General features: G+C 61.8%; 13 protein-coding genes and 1 pseudogene. 1 reads left to right on the top strand and 13 read right to left on the bottom strand.

The genetic code is table 11. The features are described 5' to 3' along the window. Positions 1 to 133 precede the first annotated feature (133 nt). The gene (locus tag AC1DKH_RS23550) at positions 134 to 859 is read right to left on the bottom strand and encodes a Crp/Fnr family transcriptional regulator (RefSeq protein WP_477756429.1); all 726 of its coding nucleotides are present in this window, start codon (positions 857 to 859) and stop codon (positions 134 to 136) included. 148 nt (positions 860 to 1007) lie between these two features. Between AC1DKH_RS23550 and AC1DKH_RS23545 the strand changes: the two genes are divergently transcribed. Further along, entirely contained in the window at positions 1008 to 1187 is a 180-nt protein-coding gene (locus AC1DKH_RS23545) for a hypothetical protein (RefSeq protein WP_477756428.1), read from the top strand. A gap of 27 nt (positions 1188 to 1214) precedes the next feature. Here the strand turns inward: AC1DKH_RS23545 and AC1DKH_RS23540 are convergent, their stop codons facing one another. From AC1DKH_RS23540 to bcsZ, 12 genes and pseudogenes are all read right to left on the bottom strand, one after another. Then, positions 1215 to 9890, bottom strand: a complete 8676-nt coding sequence (locus AC1DKH_RS23540; protein WP_477799451.1) for a glycoside hydrolase family 94 protein — start codon at positions 9888 to 9890, stop codon at positions 1215 to 1217. A gap of 310 nt (positions 9891 to 10200) precedes the next feature. Continuing rightward, positions 10201 to 10338: pseudogene (locus AC1DKH_RS23535) on the bottom strand (tyrosine-type recombinase/integrase); the annotation flags it as partial. Continuing rightward, complete coding sequence (locus AC1DKH_RS23530) at positions 10339 to 10680, bottom strand: hypothetical protein (RefSeq protein ID WP_477799450.1); 342 nt, start codon at positions 10678 to 10680, stop codon at positions 10339 to 10341. Between the two features lie 160 nt (positions 10681 to 10840). Next, a complete protein-coding gene (locus AC1DKH_RS23525; protein WP_477799449.1) occupies positions 10841 to 11077 on the bottom strand; it encodes a hypothetical protein in 237 nt (78 codons plus the stop codon). Beyond that, the gene (locus tag AC1DKH_RS23520) at positions 11049 to 11276 is read right to left on the bottom strand and encodes a hypothetical protein (protein ID WP_477754309.1); all 228 of its coding nucleotides are present in this window, start codon (positions 11274 to 11276) and stop codon (positions 11049 to 11051) included. The genes AC1DKH_RS23525 and AC1DKH_RS23520 overlap by 29 nt, the downstream gene beginning before the upstream one ends. A 128-nt stretch (positions 11277 to 11404) precedes the next feature. Then, positions 11405 to 11701 (bottom strand): hypothetical protein, encoded by a 297-nt coding sequence (locus tag AC1DKH_RS23515; RefSeq protein ID WP_477799481.1) that lies wholly within the window; start codon positions 11699 to 11701, stop codon positions 11405 to 11407. A gap of 344 nt (positions 11702 to 12045) precedes the next feature. Continuing rightward, positions 12046 to 13197 (bottom strand): alginate O-acetyltransferase AlgX-related protein, encoded by a 1152-nt coding sequence (locus AC1DKH_RS23510; protein WP_477799448.1) that lies wholly within the window; start codon positions 13195 to 13197, stop codon positions 12046 to 12048. Next, positions 13197 to 14606, bottom strand: a complete 1410-nt coding sequence (locus AC1DKH_RS23505) for an MBOAT family O-acyltransferase (RefSeq protein WP_477799447.1) — start codon at positions 14604 to 14606, stop codon at positions 13197 to 13199. Before AC1DKH_RS23505 ends, AC1DKH_RS23510 begins: the two co-directional genes overlap by 1 nt. A gap of 18 nt (positions 14607 to 14624) precedes the next feature. Continuing rightward, a complete protein-coding gene (locus AC1DKH_RS23500) occupies positions 14625 to 15299 on the bottom strand; it encodes an alginate O-acetyltransferase AlgF (RefSeq protein ID WP_477799446.1) in 675 nt (224 codons plus the stop codon). After that, positions 15296 to 15964, bottom strand: coding sequence for an SGNH/GDSL hydrolase family protein (locus AC1DKH_RS23495; RefSeq protein ID WP_477799445.1), 669 nt, complete (start codon positions 15962 to 15964; stop codon positions 15296 to 15298). Before AC1DKH_RS23495 ends, AC1DKH_RS23500 begins: the two co-directional genes overlap by 4 nt. Positions 15965 to 15981: 17 nt before the next feature. Then, on the bottom strand, positions 15982 to 19833 hold the full coding sequence (locus tag AC1DKH_RS23490) for a cellulose synthase subunit BcsC-related outer membrane protein (protein ID WP_477799444.1): 3852 nt from the start codon (positions 19831 to 19833) through the stop codon (positions 15982 to 15984). After that, on the bottom strand, positions 19809 to 21035 hold the full coding sequence (gene bcsZ, locus AC1DKH_RS23485; protein WP_477799443.1) for a cellulose synthase complex periplasmic endoglucanase BcsZ: 1227 nt from the start codon (positions 21033 to 21035) through the stop codon (positions 19809 to 19811). The genes AC1DKH_RS23490 and bcsZ overlap by 25 nt, the downstream gene beginning before the upstream one ends. Positions 21036 to 21043: the final 8 nt, after the last annotated feature.

Here is a 21043-nt window from a genome sequence, read left to right as displayed (position 1 = left end):
GGGTGTGAGCAGTTCTGCTTGTTAATCAGCACCCTGGCCGTGGGTGGATTGGGAATGGTGGGCATCCAGAGGGTTTAGCGATCCCGCGATTGAGAGTCTATCTGGGTCGAAAGCCCTTGCCATGATTTATTCATTAGTCACGCCGCAATGGAAAGTAGGGCAGCAATCGTTCGGTTTCTCTTCTAACCACGGCGTAGCATTCGCAACTCAGCTCCTCGAGCCTGGCCCTGTCCAGGATCCTGATGTGCCCCCGACTGTATTCGATAACACCCAGGCGCTGTAGCTTGCCGGCGGCGTCGGTCACGCCTTCGCGGCGTACACCCAGCATGTTGGCGATCAATTCCTGGGTCATGGTCAGTTCATTGCCTTGCAGGCGATCGAGGGACAACAGCAACCAGCGGCACAGCTGCTGGTCGATGGAGTGGTGGCGGTTGCACACCGCCGTCTGGGCCATTTGCGTGATCAGTGCCTGGGTGTAGCGCAGCATCAGCAGCAGCATCTCTTCATGGCGGTTGAACTCGTCCTTGAGCTGCTGGCCGGGTAACCGGTAAGCATGCCCGGCACTTTGCACAACGGCGCGGCTGGGCGTGCTTTCGCCGCCCATGAAGACTGCAACACCGATCAGGCCTTCATTGCCGACAACCGAAATTTCGGCCGAGGCGCCGTTCTCCATCACATACAACAGCGACACGATGGCGTCGGTGGGGAAGTAGACGTGCCGCAGAGCGCCGCCGGACTCATAGAGCACTTTGCCCAGTGGCAGCTCGACCGGTTCGAGGTGGGGGAGCAGGCGATCCAGCGCATGCGCCGGAAGCGCTGCCAGGAGGTAGTTCTGTTGTGGCTTGGGTACAGCAAACATATCAGCCACCGTTCAAGGGCGAATACCCTGATCGGGACAGGTTACTCCAAAGCGCACTATGCGGGGCAACGCACCGAAGCAAGCCCGGCAATCTGCGATGCTCAAGGGTACGGCGCTGCATCTGCAGCGCCAAACGTTGGAGGTTGTCATGAGCAAGCACATTGACCCGAATCTTCGCCAGGGCCCCGGCAAGCCCACTGCGAAACAGCCACAGAACATGCCGATCCCCCTTCATTACAAGCCTGGCCAGTCTGCCAACCAGCCGGTACACACCAAGCTGGGTGAGGCCGTGCAGCCGCACCACCAGGGCCCGAGTTTTCCTGTCTGAATCCAGGCCTGCCAAGAGCGCTGTATCTCAGCGCTCAAGATCGGCTTCGACGGTTCTATCCCACCCTGGGGTTTCGGGTTGGTGCGCTTTTACCGGGCATGTCACCAGGACCTGGTGTTCTTTACCGTCATCGAGCAATTCCAGCGTGTCATTGCCCAGCAGCTCGCCGTCCAGCGTGATCGAAGCTGTAGTGCTTGTGCCGGGGCGTACATTGATTTGGTAATGCGTCGCTCCATAGCGGTAGCGCAGCGTGTAGCCAGGCCAGCCCTGCGCAAGCAGCGGTACGATATGCAATGCAGTCCCGACTCGCTGCACGCCGAGCAATGACTCCACGATGAACCGGTACGTCCAGCCGGCCGACCCGGTGTACCAGGTCCAACCCCCACGGCCCGCATGGGGCGGCGTGCCGTAGACGTCGGCAGCCATGACATAGGGCTCGACCTTGTAGGTTTCGATCCGGCTGGCGATTTCATGGCCCGCGGGGTTGATCATGTTGAGCAACCGCCAGGCCCTGGCGTTGTCGCCAAGCTCGGCGAACGCCATGCCGGCCCAGACTGCGGCATGGGTGTACTGGCCGCCATTTTCCCGTACGCCCGGCACATAGCCCTTGATATAGCCGGGCTCGAGCGACCCTGTGTCGAAGGGCGGATCGAGCAGCAGTACCGCACCTGTGTCGGGCCGTACCAAGTGCTGCTCGAATGAAGCCATGGCAGTGCGGCACCGCGTTTGCGAGGCGGCCCCCGACAGTACCGACCAGCTTTGCGAGATCGAGTCGATGCGGCACTCGTCATTGTTGGCCGAACCCAGGACCTGACCGTCGTCGAACCAGGCGCGCCGGTACCATGAACCGTCCCAGGCATGCTCCTCCAGACTGGCCTGCAGCATGGCGGCCTGCTGGGTACAACGCTGTGCGAAAACAGGGTCGCCATGCAATTGGGCGGTGATGGCGAACTGCTGGAGAACATCAAAGCCGAAGAAGCCCAGCCACACGCTTTCCCCTTGGCCCAGATGGCCGACCCGGTTCATCCCGTCGTTCCAGTCGCCCGTGCCGATCAAGGGCAAGCCGTGGCTGCCACGCTGCAGGCCGTGTTCGATGGCGCGTACACAATGCTGATAGAGGCTTTCTTCAAGGTGCGACTTGCCCGGCAGGTCGTAATAGGACTCCTCCCCGGCATTGAGCGGGCGGCCTTCAAGGTAACCCACGGGTTCGGCCAGCACGCTGAGGTCTGCGGTGACGCTGACATAGTGGCTGGTCGCCAGCGCCAGCCACAGATAATCGTCCGAACAGCCACTGCGCACACCCCGATCGAGCGGCGGGTGCCACCAGTGTTGAACGTCGCCTTCGGCATATTGATGGGCTGCACACAGCAACAAATGGCTACGCACGCTGGCGGGATCGGCATGGATCATCGCCATGCTGTCTTGCAGTTGATCGCGAAAGCCGATGGCCCCGCCGGACTGATAGTAGCCACTGCGGGCCTGGAAGCGACAAGCGATCACCTGGTACATCAGCCAGCCATTGACCATGACATCGATGCTCGGGTCGGGGGTCTGGACCTGAATCACGCCCAGCTGCGAACGCCAATGCTCGCGTACCGCCTCGAGTTGTGCGGTTGCCGCCCCCAGGCCCCGGTACTGCTGAACCAGGCGCAGGGCTGACGCGGTATCCCTGGCTGCACCGAGCCGGAAAACCACGTCCTGGTCATCACCGTTGTCGAGGTTGAGGGCAACCTGTATCGCCGCACAGGGATCCAGGCCACCACCGGTACGGCCCGACAGCCGTGCCTGCTGTAATCCGGCAGGAGCCTTGAGGCTGCCGTTGCGACCGATGAATTCACTGCGATCGCCGCTGATGCTGGTGTCGGTCGAATCGGTATCGAGGAACGCCACCCGTTCGCAAAACTCGATCGAATAGGCGTTCCTGGCGAAAAATGCGCCGCTGCTGGGGTCGGCTTCCGTCACCACATGCATCGCTGATTTGCTGCGCAAGTCGCCCAGCACCCACTCGACATAGCAGGTTGTCGACAGACGTCGGGCGCGGCCTGAGCGATTGCGAATCTGCAAATGCGAGAATTTGATCGAAGCATCCAGCGCCACATACACCCACAACTCGGTGTGGATACCGTCTTCATCGTGCTCGAAGACGCTGTAGCCGAAGCCGTGCCGAGTACGGTACTCACCGGTACCGGGACAAGGCTGTGGCGTCACCGACCAGAAATGCCCGGTTTCTTCATCGCGCACATAGATCGCCTCGCCACTGGCGTCGGTGATCGGGTCGTTATGCCAGGGGCTCAGGCGAAATTCGTGAGCATTTTCCATCCAGGTGTAAGCGCCACCACTTTCGGACATCACCGTGCCGAAATGCGGGTTGGCCAACACGTTGGCCCATGGCGCCGGCGTCGGCCTGCCAGGCTGCAAGGTCATGACGTACTCGCTGCCATCGGCACTGAAGCCGCCATAGGCGTTGCCCAGGAGCAAACCTTCGATAGCGGACAGGGGAGCGGCCGCCGTTGCTTTTGCCTGGCGCTTGAGTGTGGGGACCAGCGCCGGGTACACCGGGCTGGCGTGACGCCGATGAACCTGCTCGGCAATGCCGCCGTTGCCTTCGCTCAGTACCAGGCGCGCCACCGACAGGATCAGCGTCCGGTCCTCGTTCGACAACTGCTGTGCCGGACGCACGAAAATGCCCCCGGGATGGTCGATCAACGAGGCTTCGCTGCCGGACGTCACCACACCCATGATCAGGTCCTGGAGTTGCTGGCGATAGCCGGCCTGGTCTTCGTTCCAGATGACCAGGTCCACCACCAGCCCCTTTTGCCGCCAGTAGGCATGGGCCTTGACCATCTGCTGCACCAGCTCGATGTTCTCGACGGTGGCGATCTGCAGCAGAACGATGGGCAGGTCGCCGGAGATCGCCTGGCCCCAGAGGCTCGATTGATTACGTCGATTGGCCATCAATACGCTGTTTTCCGCGCGCATCGAGGCATTGGCGTAGAGGATCGAAGCGGCCATCTGTTCAAACAGGCGAGCATCTTCCGGCGCTACATTGAGTTGACGCAGCAACACCTGGCTGTGGGTCCAGGCTAGGTCGAAGACGCGATCGGCGAGGTGCCGGTCGCGGTATTTATTGATCAGGTACAGGCAACCCTCACGGCTGTCCGCGACGCCGGTCACCAGGTCGATGGTCGCCGTTTGCCCGGGTTCCAGGGCAATGCGGCAGCGGATCGCCACGATCGGGTCCAGCACCGAGCCGGCGGTGCCGGAAAGCTGCTGGACATGGCCATCGAGCGCCGCCGGTGCTGCAACGTCGCGCCCTCGACCGATGAATCGCGCTCGATCGGTCTCGTAGGAAATGGCGTCGATGTCCACGCCATGGGCAGCCAGCAGATGGCACATCCAGGGCACGGCTTCCTCACTGGAGCGCCGCCTGCGGGTGCAGACGATGGCTTGCAGCGCCGGCAACAGTTCGGTCTGCACGAACAGGTTGCTGAAGGCCGGGTGCATGGCATCACTGATGGCCGGCGCCAGGACCACCTCGGCGTAGGTGGTGATCTCCACGCTACGCCGTACGCGGCCGCGGTTGGTGATGTGCAGCCTGCGCAACTCGATATCGTCTTCGGGAGACACGACGATCTCGGTGTGCGTATCGAAATCGAGCTCGCGAACACGAAACTCGGCCCGGGCATCGCTGAAAATCGCTTCATGGCTTTCTGGCCGGTGCAGGGTCGGCTGGTGCGCCGAGGACCAGAACACGCCGCTGCTGACATCGCGCAGGTAGCAGAACATGCCCCAGTTGTCGCGGGTCGCGTCTTCATGCCAGCGGGTCACGGCGATGTCGTTGCAACGGCTGTAACCGCCGCCGGCACTGCTGAGCATGACGTGATAACGGCCGTTGGAGAGTAGCTGGACGGCGGGGCGCTTGCGCCCGGGATCGGCGAACACGCGAAGCCTGGTTTCCTGCATCCCTGCGTTGTCTCCCGTGGCAGGCGCCTGGGTCGCATGCAGGTAGGGCGCGGCGGTTTTCGGTACGCGTTCCTGCAGCAACAAGAGGGTGGCCTGGAAGGCCGGGATCGACTCGAAACGTCGCTGCATGGGTCGGTCCAGCAGCAGGCTGGTCAAGGCCAGCAGGCTCATGCCCTGATGGTGCGCCATGAACGAGCGCACGACCGCATAGCGCTGGCCGCGTGGCAGGCGTGCCTCGGTGTAGTCGACCGCTTCGTACAGGCCATAGCGACCGGCCGACCCCTGGGCAGCCAGGCGTTGCAGGTTGCGACAGGCCGCTTGCGGTTCGACCATCAGCGCCAGGGCGCTGGCGTACGGCGCAATCACGGTATCCTCGGCCAGCCCGCGCTTGAGGCCAAGGCCTGGCACACCGAACGCCCGATACTGATAATTGAAGTGGGCATCCAGGGTGTTGTAGCCCGACTCGGACACGCCCCAGGGGATGCCCAACTGGTGGCCATGCTCGATCTGCAAGGCGACGGCCGCGCGGCATGTCTGCTCCAGCAGCGTGCCTTCATAGCTGGGCATGACCAGGTTGGGCATCAGGTACTCGAACATCGATCCGGACCAGGAAAGCAGTACCGGCACCCCGCGATTGTTGCTGAGCAAGCGTCCGAGGGTGAACCAGGCCTGTTGCGGCAGCTGGCCCTGGGCGATGACCACGAAATTGGTCAGGCGCACCTCTGAAGCGAGCAGGTCGTAATAGCCGTTGTCCAGCCGGCGTTCGTCGGCGTTGTAGCCTATCGAGAACAGGTCACGCTGGGCATCGTAAAGGAAGGTGAAGTCCATGCTGGCCAGTGACGCGGACAATTCGGCCAGGCGCTCCAGCTGGCTGATTCGTGCGCGGGCCAGATGTTGTACCGCCTGCACTTGCGCCTGATCGGTGGGCAGCCACAGCGCGCAATCGAGCTCGGCCATGTGTCGCAGGGTGAGTGCTGGCGACTTGGCCCGGGCGGGTGCCTGCGGCAGCTCGAAGCGCAGTCGTTCTGCCCGCAGATCCGCACACTGCGCCTGCAATGCCTGCAGCCAGTAGTGTGCTTCTTCAGCAGAGCTGGCCGGACTGTCGATTGCCAAGGCCTGCGCCTGATCGAGTAACTGCAGGAGGTTGTCCGGGGTGTCGTGGACAATCGCCGACTCCACCTTCGCGCGCAGTTCAAGCACGGCAACGTCATCGAGGTCCGCGTCCTGCAGCGCCTGCTGCAGCACATCGAGGGTGTCGCCCAGGCCGCCAAGGGTGCGTCGGTCGAACAGGGGCGTGTCGACCAACCCCAGCAGCCCCGGCCGCAGGGTGAGCAACAGGCCCGCCAGGTTGCCGCTGTCCACGGTGGACACATACCGAGGCGCCAGCGGTTGCAGTGTCTGGGTGTCGTACCAGTTGTAGAAGTGCCCACGATGACGCTCAAGGCCGGCCATGCTTTCAAGCGTTGCCGTGATGCGTTCGAGCAAGCGTGAGCTGCTCAGATAACCGAAATCGTGGGCCGCCAGGTGAGAGAGCAAGGCCATGCCCATGTTGGTCGGTGAGGTGCGATGGGCAATGGTCGGCTTGGGTATTTCCTGGACGTTGTCCGGCGGCAACCAGTTGTCCTCAGGGCCCACATAGCGATCGAAGAACGCCCAGGTCTGGCGTGACAGCATGCGCAGGAATCGCAGGTCTTGCGCTGACGGACTGAACCCCGTCGGTGTTGTCGGCAGGCTGATCCACCAGGCAATCGCCGGGCTCGCCAGCCACACCAACAGCAAGGGCGCCGCCAGTGCGAGTACATGGAGAGAGGGGAGCAGGGCCGCGAATAGCAGCAGCGCCAGCGCAGGGGCAATCCACATGCTTTTATACATGCCGGACAGATCGTTGCCACTGGAACGCTCCACCTCACGGGAAGGTTGCCATTGCAGCAGGCGGCGTTTGCTGACCAGCATGCGCCACAGTGAGCGGCCAATCGCATCGAAGCTCAACAACGCATCGGAGGGCAACCAGACAATCGACAACAGCGCTCGCATGAAATGCTGGCCCGAGGTCCGCAATGCCGCGCTCAGGTGGTGCCCCAATGGAATATCGGCAGCTTTCTGTACCAGCGCGAGTACCGACTGCAGTACCGGTTGGAGAAATACCAGGCCGAGCACTGCCAATGTCCAGGAGACGGCCTCGCTCGAACCCAACCAGCCCCATGCCAGCATGGCCAGGAAGGCGCCTGGCTCCAGGCTGCGGCGCAGATTGTCAAAAATCTTCCAGCGGGCAAGGTTGCTCAGAAGGTTGGGCGCGAATCCTCCCTGGGGTTTCGGTGCCCAAGGCAAGGCCCAGTACAGCACTTGCCAGTCTCCGCGAATCCAGCGGTGTCGGCGTTTGGCATCGGCGCTGTAGCGAGACGGGTATTCCTCATACAGTTGTACATCGCTGAGCAGCCCGCAGCGGGCGTAGCACCCTTCGATCAAGTCATGGCTGAGGATGCGGTTGTCGGGCAGGCAGCCTTCGAGTGCCTGTTCGAAGGCGTCGACGGCATAGATGCCCTTGCCGATGAAGGAACCGTTGTAGAACAGGTCTTGATAAACATCGGAGACGGCGCGGGTATAGGGGTCGATACCTGCATCGCTGCCAAACAGGCGGGCGTAGGTCGAGCGTGCCGTGCTGGGCAGGCTGATCCCCACGCGTGGCTGGAGGATGGCGTAACCGCTGACGATCTTGCCGCTCTGTTCATCGAATACCGGATGGTTCAGCGGGTGCATCATGGTACCGATGCACTGACGCGCGACATCCCGTGGCAGCAAGGTATCGGTGTCCAGGGTGATGACGAAGCGTACGGCACTCAGTGGCGCGACATCACCGACGATCAATGCAAAGCGCTGTTTTCCTTTACCAGGCAGTCCTTTGTCACGCAGCAATGCGTTGAGCTCGGCGAGTTTGCCACGCTTGCGCTCATGCCCCATCCATACCCGCTCGGTAGAGCTCCAGTGCCTGGGTCTGTGCAGCAGGAAGAACCGGTCGACCTGGCCATCGGCATATTTGTGGTTGAGCGCCTCGATCAGTTGGCGCGCCAGTGCGAGCAATTCGGCATCCTCGGGCATCACCTCGGCAGGGGCGTCCATGAAGTCACTGAGCAGCGCAAAATGCAGGTTGGCATCGCGATTGGCCAGGAATCGCACTTCCAGGCCTTCCGCCAGGGCCTCGATGTCGCCAGCGTTGGCAAACATCGTAGGCACCGCCACCAGCGTACGCGCCTCGGCCGGTATGCCCTTGCTGTAGTCCAGGCGGGGCAGTAGCGACGGGGCTACCGTGAGGGTTACCAGCCAGTTGACCAGCCCGATCGCCAGACGGCTGGTCATCAATAGCGCGGGCACGGCGAGCAGGACCAGGCACCAGGTTGGCGTGCCGCTGCGATAAGCACTGCTGAGAAATGGCCAGGCCAACAGCAGTGTCAGCAGCAGTGCAGGGTACAGGTAGAACTTCAACGGGGCGCTCTGGAGCAGGCGCTTCCATCGTTCGAGCAGCGGCACGCTGGCGTGCAGCGCCTGCTCCAGGCTGAGCAACCCGTCAGCCACCAGGTAATAGCCCACGTGCGAGGTTACACGGCCGGCGGGCTGTGGGGTGCTGGCCAGTTCAATGGCGGCTTGTGCCACCTTGGTTTCAGACTGCACACAATGCCGGGCGAGGCGTTCGACCACATGGCGGTAACGATCGCGGGTAGCAAAATCCATGTTCGCGTAGACACCCGCCGGGTCCGTGCACAATACCTGTTCGACATGACTGAGCAGCTCGACGAACTCGCGCCAGTCGGTCGCCGCCAGCAACCGCAGGCTGGCGATGCTGTTGCTGATGGACACCTGGTCACCGGATTGCTGCTGGGCATCCATCTGCACCAGGCGCTCGACGGTAAGGCCGGACTCGCCGAGCGTTTGTTCTATCCACGCCATGGGCAATATCAGCGCGGCGCTTTGCCCGTGCAGGCGGCGCGCCAGCTCTGCAACGAATGAAGGCGTCATCGGCGGTGCCGACCGCGCCATGTCGGCAACGGTCAATACCACGCTCTTGGCGTCGCGCTCGGCCATTTCGATCAATCGATCGGCCCAGTCATCGGCAAGGTTACGGTCATCCCGGTTGGCCATTACCCGGGACGCCACACGCCGCAGGTTCTCGATCAGCGCCAGGCGCAGCATGATCGGGATTGCCCATAGCTCGCCCAGGGCCAGCGGCGTGATGGTCTGATAAGAGGCGATGAAACAATCCAGGCTTGGCGCGTCGACCCGGCCATCGCCATGAGCGATGGTTTCCAGGGCGATGTCGTAGACCCGCGGCAGGCCTGCCGAAGGACCTTCGGCCAGGCGTGGCAACTCGCGACTGTAGCCGTCGGGCAGGTGGGTCCTGGCGGTACGGATGTTTTCTTCGATGAGGTAGAAGTTGTCCAGCAGCCATTCCGCCGCAGGGGTGGCGCGCCGGCTGGACAGTTGTACGGTCTTGAGCGCTGCGCAACTACGTTCCAGAAGCAGTTGGTTGTCAGTCAGGCGGCCCAGCAAGGCGTCCTTTCTTGAAAGACGCCCGAGCACATGTTGGCGTGCCAGTACGATACCGTGGTCTGCCATCTGCTGCGCATTGAACAGGTCGGAACGCAGGATGGGCTCGTACTCGAACTTGTGCCGCGCTGCACTCCACCTGAGCCAGATGGCCGGTGAGCGCCAAAGGCTGGACAGCGTGCGAGTCAGGATATTTTGCATGAAATCCTTCGTACGACCCGCGCAGGGCAGGTCGCATGTGGAATGAAGGCGGTTCTACGCCAGGCTAGGTGTGCGGGCGTTGCGCCGCCGGGCGCAGCATTCCACCGATGAGTGTGGGTTATTCATCGGGGCGAAGTCTGTTCGCTAGCGAACATAGACAATGCCAGCCGCGGGGGCTGGGTGATTAGCGAACGATCCAGGCGGCCGCTTTTGGTCCAGGCTGTGTGAAAACGCATGCGCCGTATTGAGGTCTGCGTTGTTGGGTAAAATCTGCCAGTGTTTGGTTAATCAGCGATTGAAAGTTTGCGTAGAAACGCGAGGTCCCAAGCTCCGGTACCGAGATCTTCCAGTCCCATCTCAGCTTGCAGACTTCCTGCTCCCGCGTGCCGGTGTTCACCTTGAACAGCGCCATCGTTTGCAAGTTAGACGGTAACTCTCCGAAAAGGATCTATGCCTGAATTCCTATCTCACCCTGTGCAGCTTGTAACGCGCGCTCCTCGGTCAGCGGCATGAAAATCGGCTGTGTATTGCTGGCGTGCTGGTAAAGAAAGTAGTGCCCGGAATCGTCTAACAATATCCGGTACAGTTCTGATGGCCGAAAGTTGTTGCCGATAAAAATACTTTCCTTGAGGATCTCGAAAGACTTGATTTCATGCTGTCGCATTGTGGTTTCAAAGGCTTGGTAAAGACCTTCTCGGCGGCGTCGATTGTTTTGAGCATTAAGCTTGAAAAAAAGCACCATCAGCACCGCATAACTGATAAGGAGAATCACAAGGGCGCTAGTGCGCATGCGTGGAGCTCCATGTCCGCTCAATCGTTGTGCATTTCAGTGTAGGCGCGCTCCTGGTGTTCTTCGTCGAATGGCAAGTGTCGCGACACGTTTCGCGTATCAGCAAATTGTGTCGCGACATTGGAGTCGGCATGGCGAACATGAATGCGGCACAGATAAATCAAGGTTTTGAGTACTCAAGATAGAGTTTCTCAAGCGCTTCCTGGTACTTATCTCCGGATAGTGTTTCTTTCAATATCGCCACGGCTTCGAGAGCCTTGACTGCGGCCATGGCTTCGTTTTCTCCCCGACAGCTGGCGCGAAGCCTGGCTGCTGCGTACACAGCTTCTTCAGTCGTTGGCATTGCTTTGCCCTCGAAGGATTCGGATTCACTGATCAGCACCGCAGCGTGGTTCATGGAGGAACACGCGCCCGACTTGATCCAGCGCATGCTCAATGAAATTAACAACAGCCAATCGCCAAAGCTGCTCTTCTACAGGCGTTGCGATCTTCATACAAGCGCCAGAGTTTTGATGCAAATACCGATCAACCACAGCATTCGCCGATACCAAGAGGATGATTTGCTTTTTTTTACCGGGCTCGTCAGAGCGCTCCAAGTGTCAACTCCATCGCCATTGCAGCGGACAACGCCAGCATAATCAGCAGCGCGATAAACATTAGGCACAACTGAGCGACCTGCTTATAAAGGGTTATCGGCCTTTTCGTGATACGAGCAATTGATTTATTAGAGGATGCCATCACCAGTTCTCACTTTTGCGCGGAACATTAATAGCTCCAGAAGGTGTACATCAGGATCACCTGCAGGATGAACAGCGCGCCGATCAGGGCGAGCATAAACGGCCCGCGCGGCCTTGGGGGCGGCCAGCGGGTTGGTAAACGCCGAGGGGGCTATCGGTGGTGGCGGGCCGAAATCATCCAGCGGCACGGCGTTGGCGGTGGTCAGGGTAAGGAGCATCGCACAGGGCGGGCTTGACCTGAGCAGCAAGGTGATGGAGCTGCATGGCGATGTCGCGCGTTTCATTTTTCACCCCTCGCCTCATGCCGAATCTGGCTAGCCCCGCTGTCTCCATGATGTCCGGGACGACAGCTGTTGCGGGTACCAGGGGGGGCTGCAACTAATGAGCCATTTCAATAGGGCGAAGAAAAAGCTCAAATTAATTAACGGGCTGTTTTTGAGTGTTCCAAGCGAGAGAAAGGGTGAGGGGGGAATATTCCTCAAATTAGGTGGTAACCGCCCGGTTGGGTGGGTGTAATGCCCCATTTATGGCGATGGTAGCGGCCCTGTTTCACCGACCGCTTTTGCTAGGGGCTGCGAGCTCATCGCGGTTGTGGCTGTCAATGCGATAAGGCGTGCCGGCAATAGGCTTACCGCAGCGAGCGATAGGCAATGGGGTCGATGTAAGCCGACTGCAGGTCCCGCTCCGGGATCTCCCAGATGATTTGCTTTGGCGGCGTTTCTTTGGAGGCCGGGTTGTTGAGGTAGCTGTTGGCAGCACCAGAGAACGCTCCGCCGTCTTTGGCGAAGTTACCTACGGGGGCGCCCAGTGCCTGCTGCACAAACCCTGCGAAGTTGGAGTTGCGTGAGAATGAAGTGCCGATGAGCACGGTATTGGGGAGGTCGGCATCGCCAAAGAGGTCTGCCTCGGTGTCAGGGCTGGCGGCTGACGCAACGGGAAGTTCGTGGGTGCTGGTCTGGGCGACCATTTCGGGTGCGGGTTGCCATTTGAGCGGCAGCCAGTCGATGCCCGCCAGATGGACCAGGTCGCCAGGCCGCACCGCGAGCGAGGCATGACTTTCGTTGAACGACCTGCGTGGCGTTGCGCTGATGCCCAGGGTCTTCAGGCGCTGCGCGATGGCCTCGGCCGCTGCCTTCGCGCCAGATTCGCTCCAGTGCGTATCGGTGCGCAACCAGGCACTGGCCCCCAGTGGCGTCAGCGCACCGGTGAGGTCCAGATTCGACACACCACCCACATCCAGCTTCGAGGTCCAGGCCTGGATGCGCCCTTCGAGAGCGGCCGGGCGGTGCAGTGCGCAACGCTGCCCGGCAGCGATGCGGCTCTTGTCTGGAACGATGACCACCAGCAGGCTGATGTCACGCTGGGAGAGCTGCTGCTTCAGATCAATCACTGCCTGGACTTTGGCATCGGCATTGCGCTGTGCTTGATGATTGACCTTGAGCTCATCGGCCAAAAACAACCAGTCAGGACAACCCGAGCGAACCCTCGGCCCGGTGTCATTGAGGAGCAGCCAACTGGCACCGCGCTCCAGCTCGGCGAAGGTCGTGGGGAGGTAAGCGTTCGACAGTTCCTTGGCAATCCGATGGGTGATATCGCCATCAAGAATCTGCGGGGCCAGTACCTTATCGGGTAGCAGCGAGATCTGCCCTGAAACGATCAGACGGCCAGTGGACAGCAGCCCGACGACCAGGAATATCAGCAGCGCCACGCCGGCCAACCGACTGTTGCGTGTCGCCAGATCAGGCTGAGTGGAGGGCGGGGTGTGCTTGGGGATCGTCATCAGAATTGGAAATACAGGAAGGGTACGGTTTCGCGACTGGCGATCAGTGCGAACGACAGCATGAAACCGGCGATGGGCCAAAGGGCGGCGGTGTAGAGCGAAAGGCCGCCCAGTCGTTTCTCACAGTAAGGGCGCAGCAGCGGTGCAACGACACCGAACACTCCCAGCAAACCCGCAAGGCCGTGTACCGGGCGCAGGGTCGTGGACAGTTCGTCACCGAGGGCGATGCCCTGCAGGCCGAACTGTCCGGCATACAGGCTGAGCGCGCTGTGAAAGTCGGGGGCGCGGAACAGTGTCCAGGCCAGGCACACGAACAGCAGTGTCAGGCCATGGGAAAGCACCGGCGGCACCGGGGGCAGGGAAGAGCTGTTCCAGGCACGATTCACACACAACGCAATGCCATGGGCGCTGCCCCACAGCAGATAATTCCAGCTATCGCCACCGTGCCAGAGGCCGGCGATGGCCATGATCAGGAACAGGTTGCGGTAGGTTTTCCAGGTGCCGTTGCGATTGCCACCCAGCGGAATATACAGATAGTCACGTAACCAGCTGGACAGCGACAGGTGCCAGCGACGCCAGAAGTCCTGGATGCTGTTGGCCAGATACGGACGGTCGAAGTTCTCGGGAAAGTGAAAACCCAGCATCAGCCCCAGCCCGATGGCCATGGCACTGTAGCCGGCAAAGTCGAAGAACAGTTGCAGTGAATAGGCAAGGCAGCCAACCCAGGCGTCGGAGAAGCTGGGGTTCGGCACATTGAACGCCACATCGACTACCGGCGACAGGGTGTCGGCCACCAGGACCTTCATGCACATCCCGACCATGAATCTGCGTGTGCCCAGCGAGAAATTCTGCAGGTTGAAGTAACGTTGATTCAGCTCACGCCGAACCCAGTCATAGCGAATGATGGGGCCGGCGACCGAATGGCCGAACATCGAAATATAGGTGGCGTAGTTAATGAAGCTGCGTTCGACCGGCACGGTACGGCGATGCACATCCACCAGATAGGAAATCGCCTGCAAGACGATAAACGACAGCCCCGCCGGCATGATGACCCGCTGCCAGTCCGGGGGCATGGCGCCGTACCCGGTGATGGTATCGATCAAGGTGCCGGTAACGATGTTGGCGTACTTGTACCAGCACAGCACCGCCGTGTTGAGCACGATCAGCGTCGCGAGTAGCCGCACGCGACCCTTGCCTTCTTCCCGCAAGGCGTCAATCAGCAAGCCGCCGATCCACGCCGTGATCGTCAGCACCACATGCACCGCGAGGAACCGTGGGCTCAACCAGCCATAGAACAGCCAGCTGCCGATCAGTAACGTGACGTTGCGCCAGGCGGCTGGGCACACGGCATAGGCCGCCAGGAACAGCGGCAGGAACAACGTCAGAAACTCGAGCGAGGCAAAAACCATGGTGGTGGCGCGATCCGATCAGTGGGCCAGGATGTCAGTCGCGAGCAACAGGTAAGGGCCATTTGCCCCAGGCAGCAGCACAACGCTGTAGCGCTCGCCAGCCTTGAGCTGGCCCAGGTCCAGCGGGGCACCGACGTTGGTTTGGGCGCAGACCAATTGCACCGACAGGCTGACCGGGTTGATCGCTCGGCGTTGTACGCTGCCGTCGGCCACCTCCTTGAACAGGTCGGCGTTCTTCCCCGCAGCGCGCAAGCCGGCCTGGATGCACGCTGGATCGGCGCTGATAAACGCCAGCGAGGCTCTCAGGCTATTGAAGTCGTCGGGTTGCTCACGGATGACAACCTGGCGGATACCTTGAGCGCTGTCTGACAAGGCGATCACACTGGCGAATTCGCCGGCTGCCACCTGGATGTCCAGCGGCTGGCTTTTGCCATTGCGTTCCAGGGTGCCCTTGATCGGCTGGTTGGCGGGCACGGGCAGGTAGTCGGACACGGCATTCGAGCCTTCCAGTTTGAGGCTTGCGCGCGAGCCTTCGGCCAGCAGCTGCAGCGGTTGGTCGGCGGCGTTGATAAAGCGCAGGAAGGCCGAGTCCTGATCCGGGCCCGTCGGGTACAGGGCAATGTCGGCGGCCTGGACGTGCAGGCTCAGCATCAAGGGCGCGAACAGCGCCCAGCCACAGGCGGATCGGGTCATTTGCCGGCTCCTGTGCTGCTGACAGTGTCGGCGGGCAGTTTGGCCAACGCTCCACCAATCGCATTGCCCCAGGATTGATAACCGGCGACGGTGAAGTGCTGACCATCGGTGGTGATCCACTGCCCGGGTTTGGAGAACGTCAGCGAATCGATGTAGGTGCAAGGCGCCACGTTCGCGGCCAGAAACTGCGACATCAATTGGGTGCGGGGATCATTCTTCTGGTACATGCCACCGGCTTTGCCCCAGGCCGGGCCCACCCAGGCGCAGCGGGTTCCGGTGGCGGCAATGGCCTTGGCCAGGCCGGTGACGCTTTGCCATGCCCAGGCCTTCGGAAACACCGGTTTGTCATAGGACGCCATGGTGTCGCCGATGACCAGTACCACCAGGTCGGGCTTGTCGGCGGCGATCAGGTCCTGGATCGGTGTGGTGGTTGCTTCGCGCCCCTTGATCACGATCTTGTCGTTGCCTTTGCGCTCGGCACCGCAGTCGACCTTCTTGCTGATCAACCAGTCACCGGCGCTGGCGCCGCAGGCACCGATGGAGTGGACCTGGGCGCCTTGGCGGGTCAGGTTGTCGTGTAGCGGCTCCAGCAAATGGTCCGCAAGGCTCATGTGGCTCTCCCCAAGGACAAGGAGAGTCAGGCCGGCAAGGGCAGAAGTGGGCATCGAAACCTCCAGAATGATCAGTTGGAATAAGGCGAGGCGTACGGGCTGACCGGCAGGCTCATGGGGCCGCTGATCTCCTCGAACTGGTAGCGCAAGGACAGGACACCGCTGAGTTGTTGGTAGTCGCGGGCGTTGTCCAGGCCCAGATTGGCGCCCAGCAGGAAGTTCGAAGCGACCTTGTATTCAGCCGCCGCGGCGACGCTGTAGCCGATCCCGGTTTTGTTTTGCCCTGCGTAACGCAGGCCCGAGGCCGCCTGCTGGGCTTTGTCGGTCGGGAAATAGTCGACGCTGTCCTGCTCGAAATGCTGCACGCCGACCGAGCCCTTGACTTGATACGTCAAGCGCCCGGTGCGTTGTGCCCAGGTCACCGGAATGCCCAGGGCGAAGAACGTCTGCGGGCTGAAATAGCCGCCGTGGCCGTAGGTGAAAAAGTCCTGGTTGTTGGCGTAGCTGATGCCGGTCATGCTCAGGCCGACGGTCAGTTTGCTGTCCGTTGCATTTTGCAGGTACCAGTACACACCGCTGCCCAGTTCACTGCGGCTGTTGGACTCGACATGGTTGCCCAATAACTGGTGCCAGGAGGCGTAGCCATAGGCGCCGACTTCGTTGTCGTCAAAGCTCAACTGACCACGCCCGCCGTTGGCGGTTACGCCGCCCCAGGACTGCCCGCTGCGTTTGTCCGTGGTGCCGGCAAACGAGGTGAGGCTGTCAGTCACCGGACGCCGGGAAACGTTCACGCCGTAACGGACATTAGAGCTGTCGCTGATGGGGCGATCAACGCTGATGCCGCCCGTGGCGGTGGTGTATTTGAAGCCGAGCGGGGTGGTGCCGAGATCGGCCTTGAGCCCATCCGCGGGCCGTTGAATGGCGACGGAAAGGCCGACACCCTCGGCTTTCTGCGAACCGACGCTGCCGCTCTGCGCACCGTTGCCAAAACGCGACAGCGCCTCGCTGCTGGCACTGCCGGCGTTCAGCGAGACCGGCGTCACGCGCAGCGCAACGCGGCTCTCATCCAGCGGAATATTGATTTCCAGCGGTGTTTCAATGTCGGTGAGTTTGCTCAGTCCCGACTCACTGTTGTTGCTGCGAATGCTCACGCCCTGGGTGACGTAGGCACTGCGCTCCTGAAGGATTTTATTGAGCGCCAGTTGCGCGGGGCTGATGTCCTCGCTCACCAGCGCTGCGCGGGGCAACTGCGACTCGAATGGATTGCTCGCCTGCTGTGGCCTTGGCGGGGCGTCGATGGCAAAAGGGGCGCTGCCCGGCATCTCCTGAGCCGGTGGCGGGATGGCTGCCAGCAAGGTGTCGCGACTGACTTCATTACGTGAACCCGACACCCCGGCAAAAGGGTTGGGCGCCACCGTCGAGCCGGCCAGTTGGCCGCCCTGGCTTCTGCGTTGCTCGCTCTGTTCGATGGCCACGGCTTTGCGCAGCAGATCGGTCGCCGTGCCGGACTTGCCCATGTTCTGGTAGAGGCGTGCGGCCTCGGTCAGCGTTTGAGGGTTACCGGATTCGGTCTTGAGCAGCTGTTGCAGCGCCTGTTCGGCAAAGGCCGTGTCATGTGCCAGCACCGCCGCGTCGGCAGCACCCAGCAGCAGTTGCGGGTCGTTTGGCTGGCGCTGTAACAGCGGTTTGTAGAGTTCGAGGGCTTTTGCCGTGTCGCCGTTGGCCGAGTACATCCGCGCCAAGGCCGCGACGGCAGCGCTGTCACCGGGACGTTGCGCCAGTGCGGGCGCCAGCGTGTCATAGGCGTTGGCCAGATCGCCGCGTTCACGCAGCTGGTCAGCCTGGCGGATGCGATAGAGATAGAGCAGGTCGTCGAATCGCTTGCGAGCTGGCGCGTTCAGGGGCTTGTTCTGAAGGTCGCGCAGAATCTGGTTGACCTGCGTGTCTTCTCCGGTTTTAAGCAGGACAGCGGCGTATTGCAGGATGAAGTCCGCCGAGGGCGCTGTAGTCTGTTGCAACCGGCCGCGCATGAGGGCCAGCGCACGGCTCGGCTCGCCGATGTCGACATAGGCCGAGGCCAGGCTCGCCGTGCGGTCTGGACTGTTGTTGGCCATCGGCTGAATACGCTCGAGCAAGGTCAGGGCTTCCTGGCGTTGTCCGCGCTTGCCCAACTCGATCGCCTGGCTGAGTTGCAGGTTGAGGCTGACGTCAGCGGCCAGCGCTTGCATGTCCGGGGTGCGCTGGTCGGGGCGCAAGCGTGCCAAGGTTGTCTGGGCGGCTTTCCACTCACCCATCTGGACCGACAGCAAGGCGCTGACGTAAAGCGCATCGGCATTGTCGGGATGGGCCTGGAGCATGGCGTTGATCAGGTCCCGAGCCTTCTGGGGTTCGCCCATCGCCAGGTTCAGGCGGGCCAGGGCGAAACGCGTCCAGATGTTGTCCGGCTCAACGCGCAGCGCGTCTTGCAAGGCGTTGCGTGCAGCGGGCAGGTCGTTGCGTTGTTCGGCGAGCGCGGCCAGTTGCGTCGCACGCAAGGCTTGCAGGCGTGCGGACTGGCCGATCTTTGCCTGGCCGGTGGCCGGCAGGCTGTTGATCAGTTGCAGGGCTTCATCGTTCTTGCCGCTCTTGAGCAGCACGTTGACCAGCCCTTCCTGTGCTTGAGGGTCGTCACGGCGCAGGCTCAGTACCTGGCGATAGTTGCGCTGTGCGTCATCGAACTGGCCCGCGTTGGCCTGAATATCCGCGAGGGCGAGGCGAGCGTCCACCCCGTTTGGATTGAGCCGCAGCGCCTGGTTTACCAAGGCCACTGCCTGGGCTGTCTGGCCTTTGGCCTGGGCGTCGCGGGCCTGCTGCAACGCCGACCAGTAGCGCACGTCGTTCAGCGCAACTTGCCAGTGGCTGCCGTCCTGTTGTCGCGTGGCCTGACCCAGGAGCTTCTCCGCTTCGGCCAGTCGGTGTTGCTGCTGGCGAACAACCCCAAGACCACCCAGCGCGTCGGCATCGTCGGGCCGGGTTTTCAAGCGCGCTTGAAAAGCCTGTTCGGCGGTGGCCTGATCGCCTTCTTTGAGCGCCTTCAGACCGCGCGCAACTTCGGCGGGCGGTTGCCATTCCTTGCTGGCTGTCGTCGCTGCCTGTTGCTTGCCCTTGTTCATCTGTGCCCGGATTTCCACGTCATCCGGATGCGTCTTGAGGTACGCCTCGAACAACGGCACTTGTGCCGGACTGGGCGGGCCGATCCAGGTCAGCGCCAGGCGCCAGCTTTCGTCGGCATCACCGGCAATGTCGGTACGCTGGGTCAGCGCGGCCAGGGCGCGGATGCCCTCGGCACGGCTGTCTTCATGGCGCACCAGATGCTTGGCGTAAAACAGCGCGACGATAGAGTCGTTGGGCATCTCACGTTGCAGGCGCTGAAGTCCGCTGCGTGCCTCAGCCCAGTCAGCCTGATTGAAGGCAAGGTTGTTGTAATACTCGCGGCCGATCGTGCCTTGAGGCGGATGGCCATCGAACAGCGAGCGAAACTCGGCGGTCGCCTTGTCGCGCTCACCAGCATCGACGAGGCGCCGAGCCTCTTCCAGGCGCTGCTGGTTCTGCGGTTGTGCCAGGGCGATGTCCTGTGCCAATTGCAGTGCCTGCCGAGGCAAAGGCTGGATGGCCTGCAAGCGGGCGAGGTATTGCTGAGCCTGTTGTGGCTTGTCCTGTTGCACGCCGATCAAGCCCAGGCCATACAGTGCGTCAACCTGGACCGGGTCCAGCAACAGGACTTTCAGCCAGACTTCCGCCGCGCGTTGAGGGTTTTTGTGCAACTGCCAGTACTGCCCTTGCTCGACGAGTAATGTCTGTGGCGTCGGACTTTGAGCGTGGGCAGCAGCGGCCGTCCATGCGCTCATGACGGCGATGGCTAGCGTGCGGTGGTGCGGGTGCATGCGGTCTCCCAGGAAAGTTTCAGCGTTCCGTCTTCCCGGAATCGATAATGTTTATCTGCCCAGCCGAGCGCGAACAGGCTGAGCATCAAGTCGTAGTAACGCGGCGGACCAACGTCGGTATCAGGCCTGGCCAGTGCTTCGCGCAAGGCGAGTTCCACGCGGCCTCGTTGCTGATCGGCCAACCTGGGTTGCCCCTTGGCCTGAAGGTAGGGAATCAGTGCAGCCCGGAATCCGAAAGGGCTCTGACCCTGGACACTGCCGTGCAGAACCTGGACCGTTTCCGGGGGGGAGCCCGTCGAGACAGTGCTGCGGGCCATACCGTCCAGCCGTTTGAGCAGCAGCGCTGCCTGCGGTTCGGAGGTATCACCCATGCCCAGCCAGAGGTACACGCGAATGGCGTCGTAGCTGCCCGTGTCGCCGTTGATCGGGTCGCTCACGAAGACACCCGATTGTGTTGAAATGCCTTGATAACCGACCCAGTCAGCGATGAAACCGTGGCGGCTGGATTGGGCAATCATCGTCGCGGTGTTATCGGCAATCGCTTGCCAGGGCCCGGAGGGTGCTTCCTTGGCCAGCCGCCGTAACAGCGGCAGTGGCAGGTAGCTGGGATTCAGGCGCCAGAGAGCGTCCGGCTGGACGAAGCCCTGTGGTCCAGGCAATACCATCGGACCCAGCCCGGGCAAATTGACGACCAATTGCGCTTCGATCGTCGCCATCAGGTGCAGGGCGTCCTGGTGATAGTCCGGCCGATGCCACAGGCGTGCGGCTTCGAGCAGGGCGTAGGCGATCCACAGGTCGGCGTCGGCGGCCGAATTGGCGTCTTGCAGGCGCCACTGACCGTCCGTGCCTTGTCCCCATAACCAGCCCGGCAGGCGTGTGGCAGTGTCTGCGCCTGCGAGGTTGGCTGACGTCCAGCGCCAGAGTTTGTCAAAGCGTGGCTGATCGTTGCCGATCAGCGCGAAGAGCATGCCGTAGGACTGCCCTTCAGAGGTGCTGTGATTGTTCTCAAGGCTCGATTCCAGAACCCGGCCGTCGGCCTGGACGAAGCGTGTTGCATAGGTTTGCCACAGCGGCCAGGCCGGCGGCTCGCAGGATTGTGCGGCCGCTATCGTTGGCGCCAGCAGGGCGAGCGCAAGCACAGCGCTCAACCTGCGCGCGTTACCGCGCAGGCTCTGGCGAAGTGAAGTACCCCGGCTGCTCATGGACGTCA

The sequence above is a fragment of the Pseudomonas sp. 05L36 genome (assembly GCF_056398125.1).
Note: the sequence above shows the minus strand (reverse complement) of the source record. Positions and strands in the feature narration are given on the sequence as shown.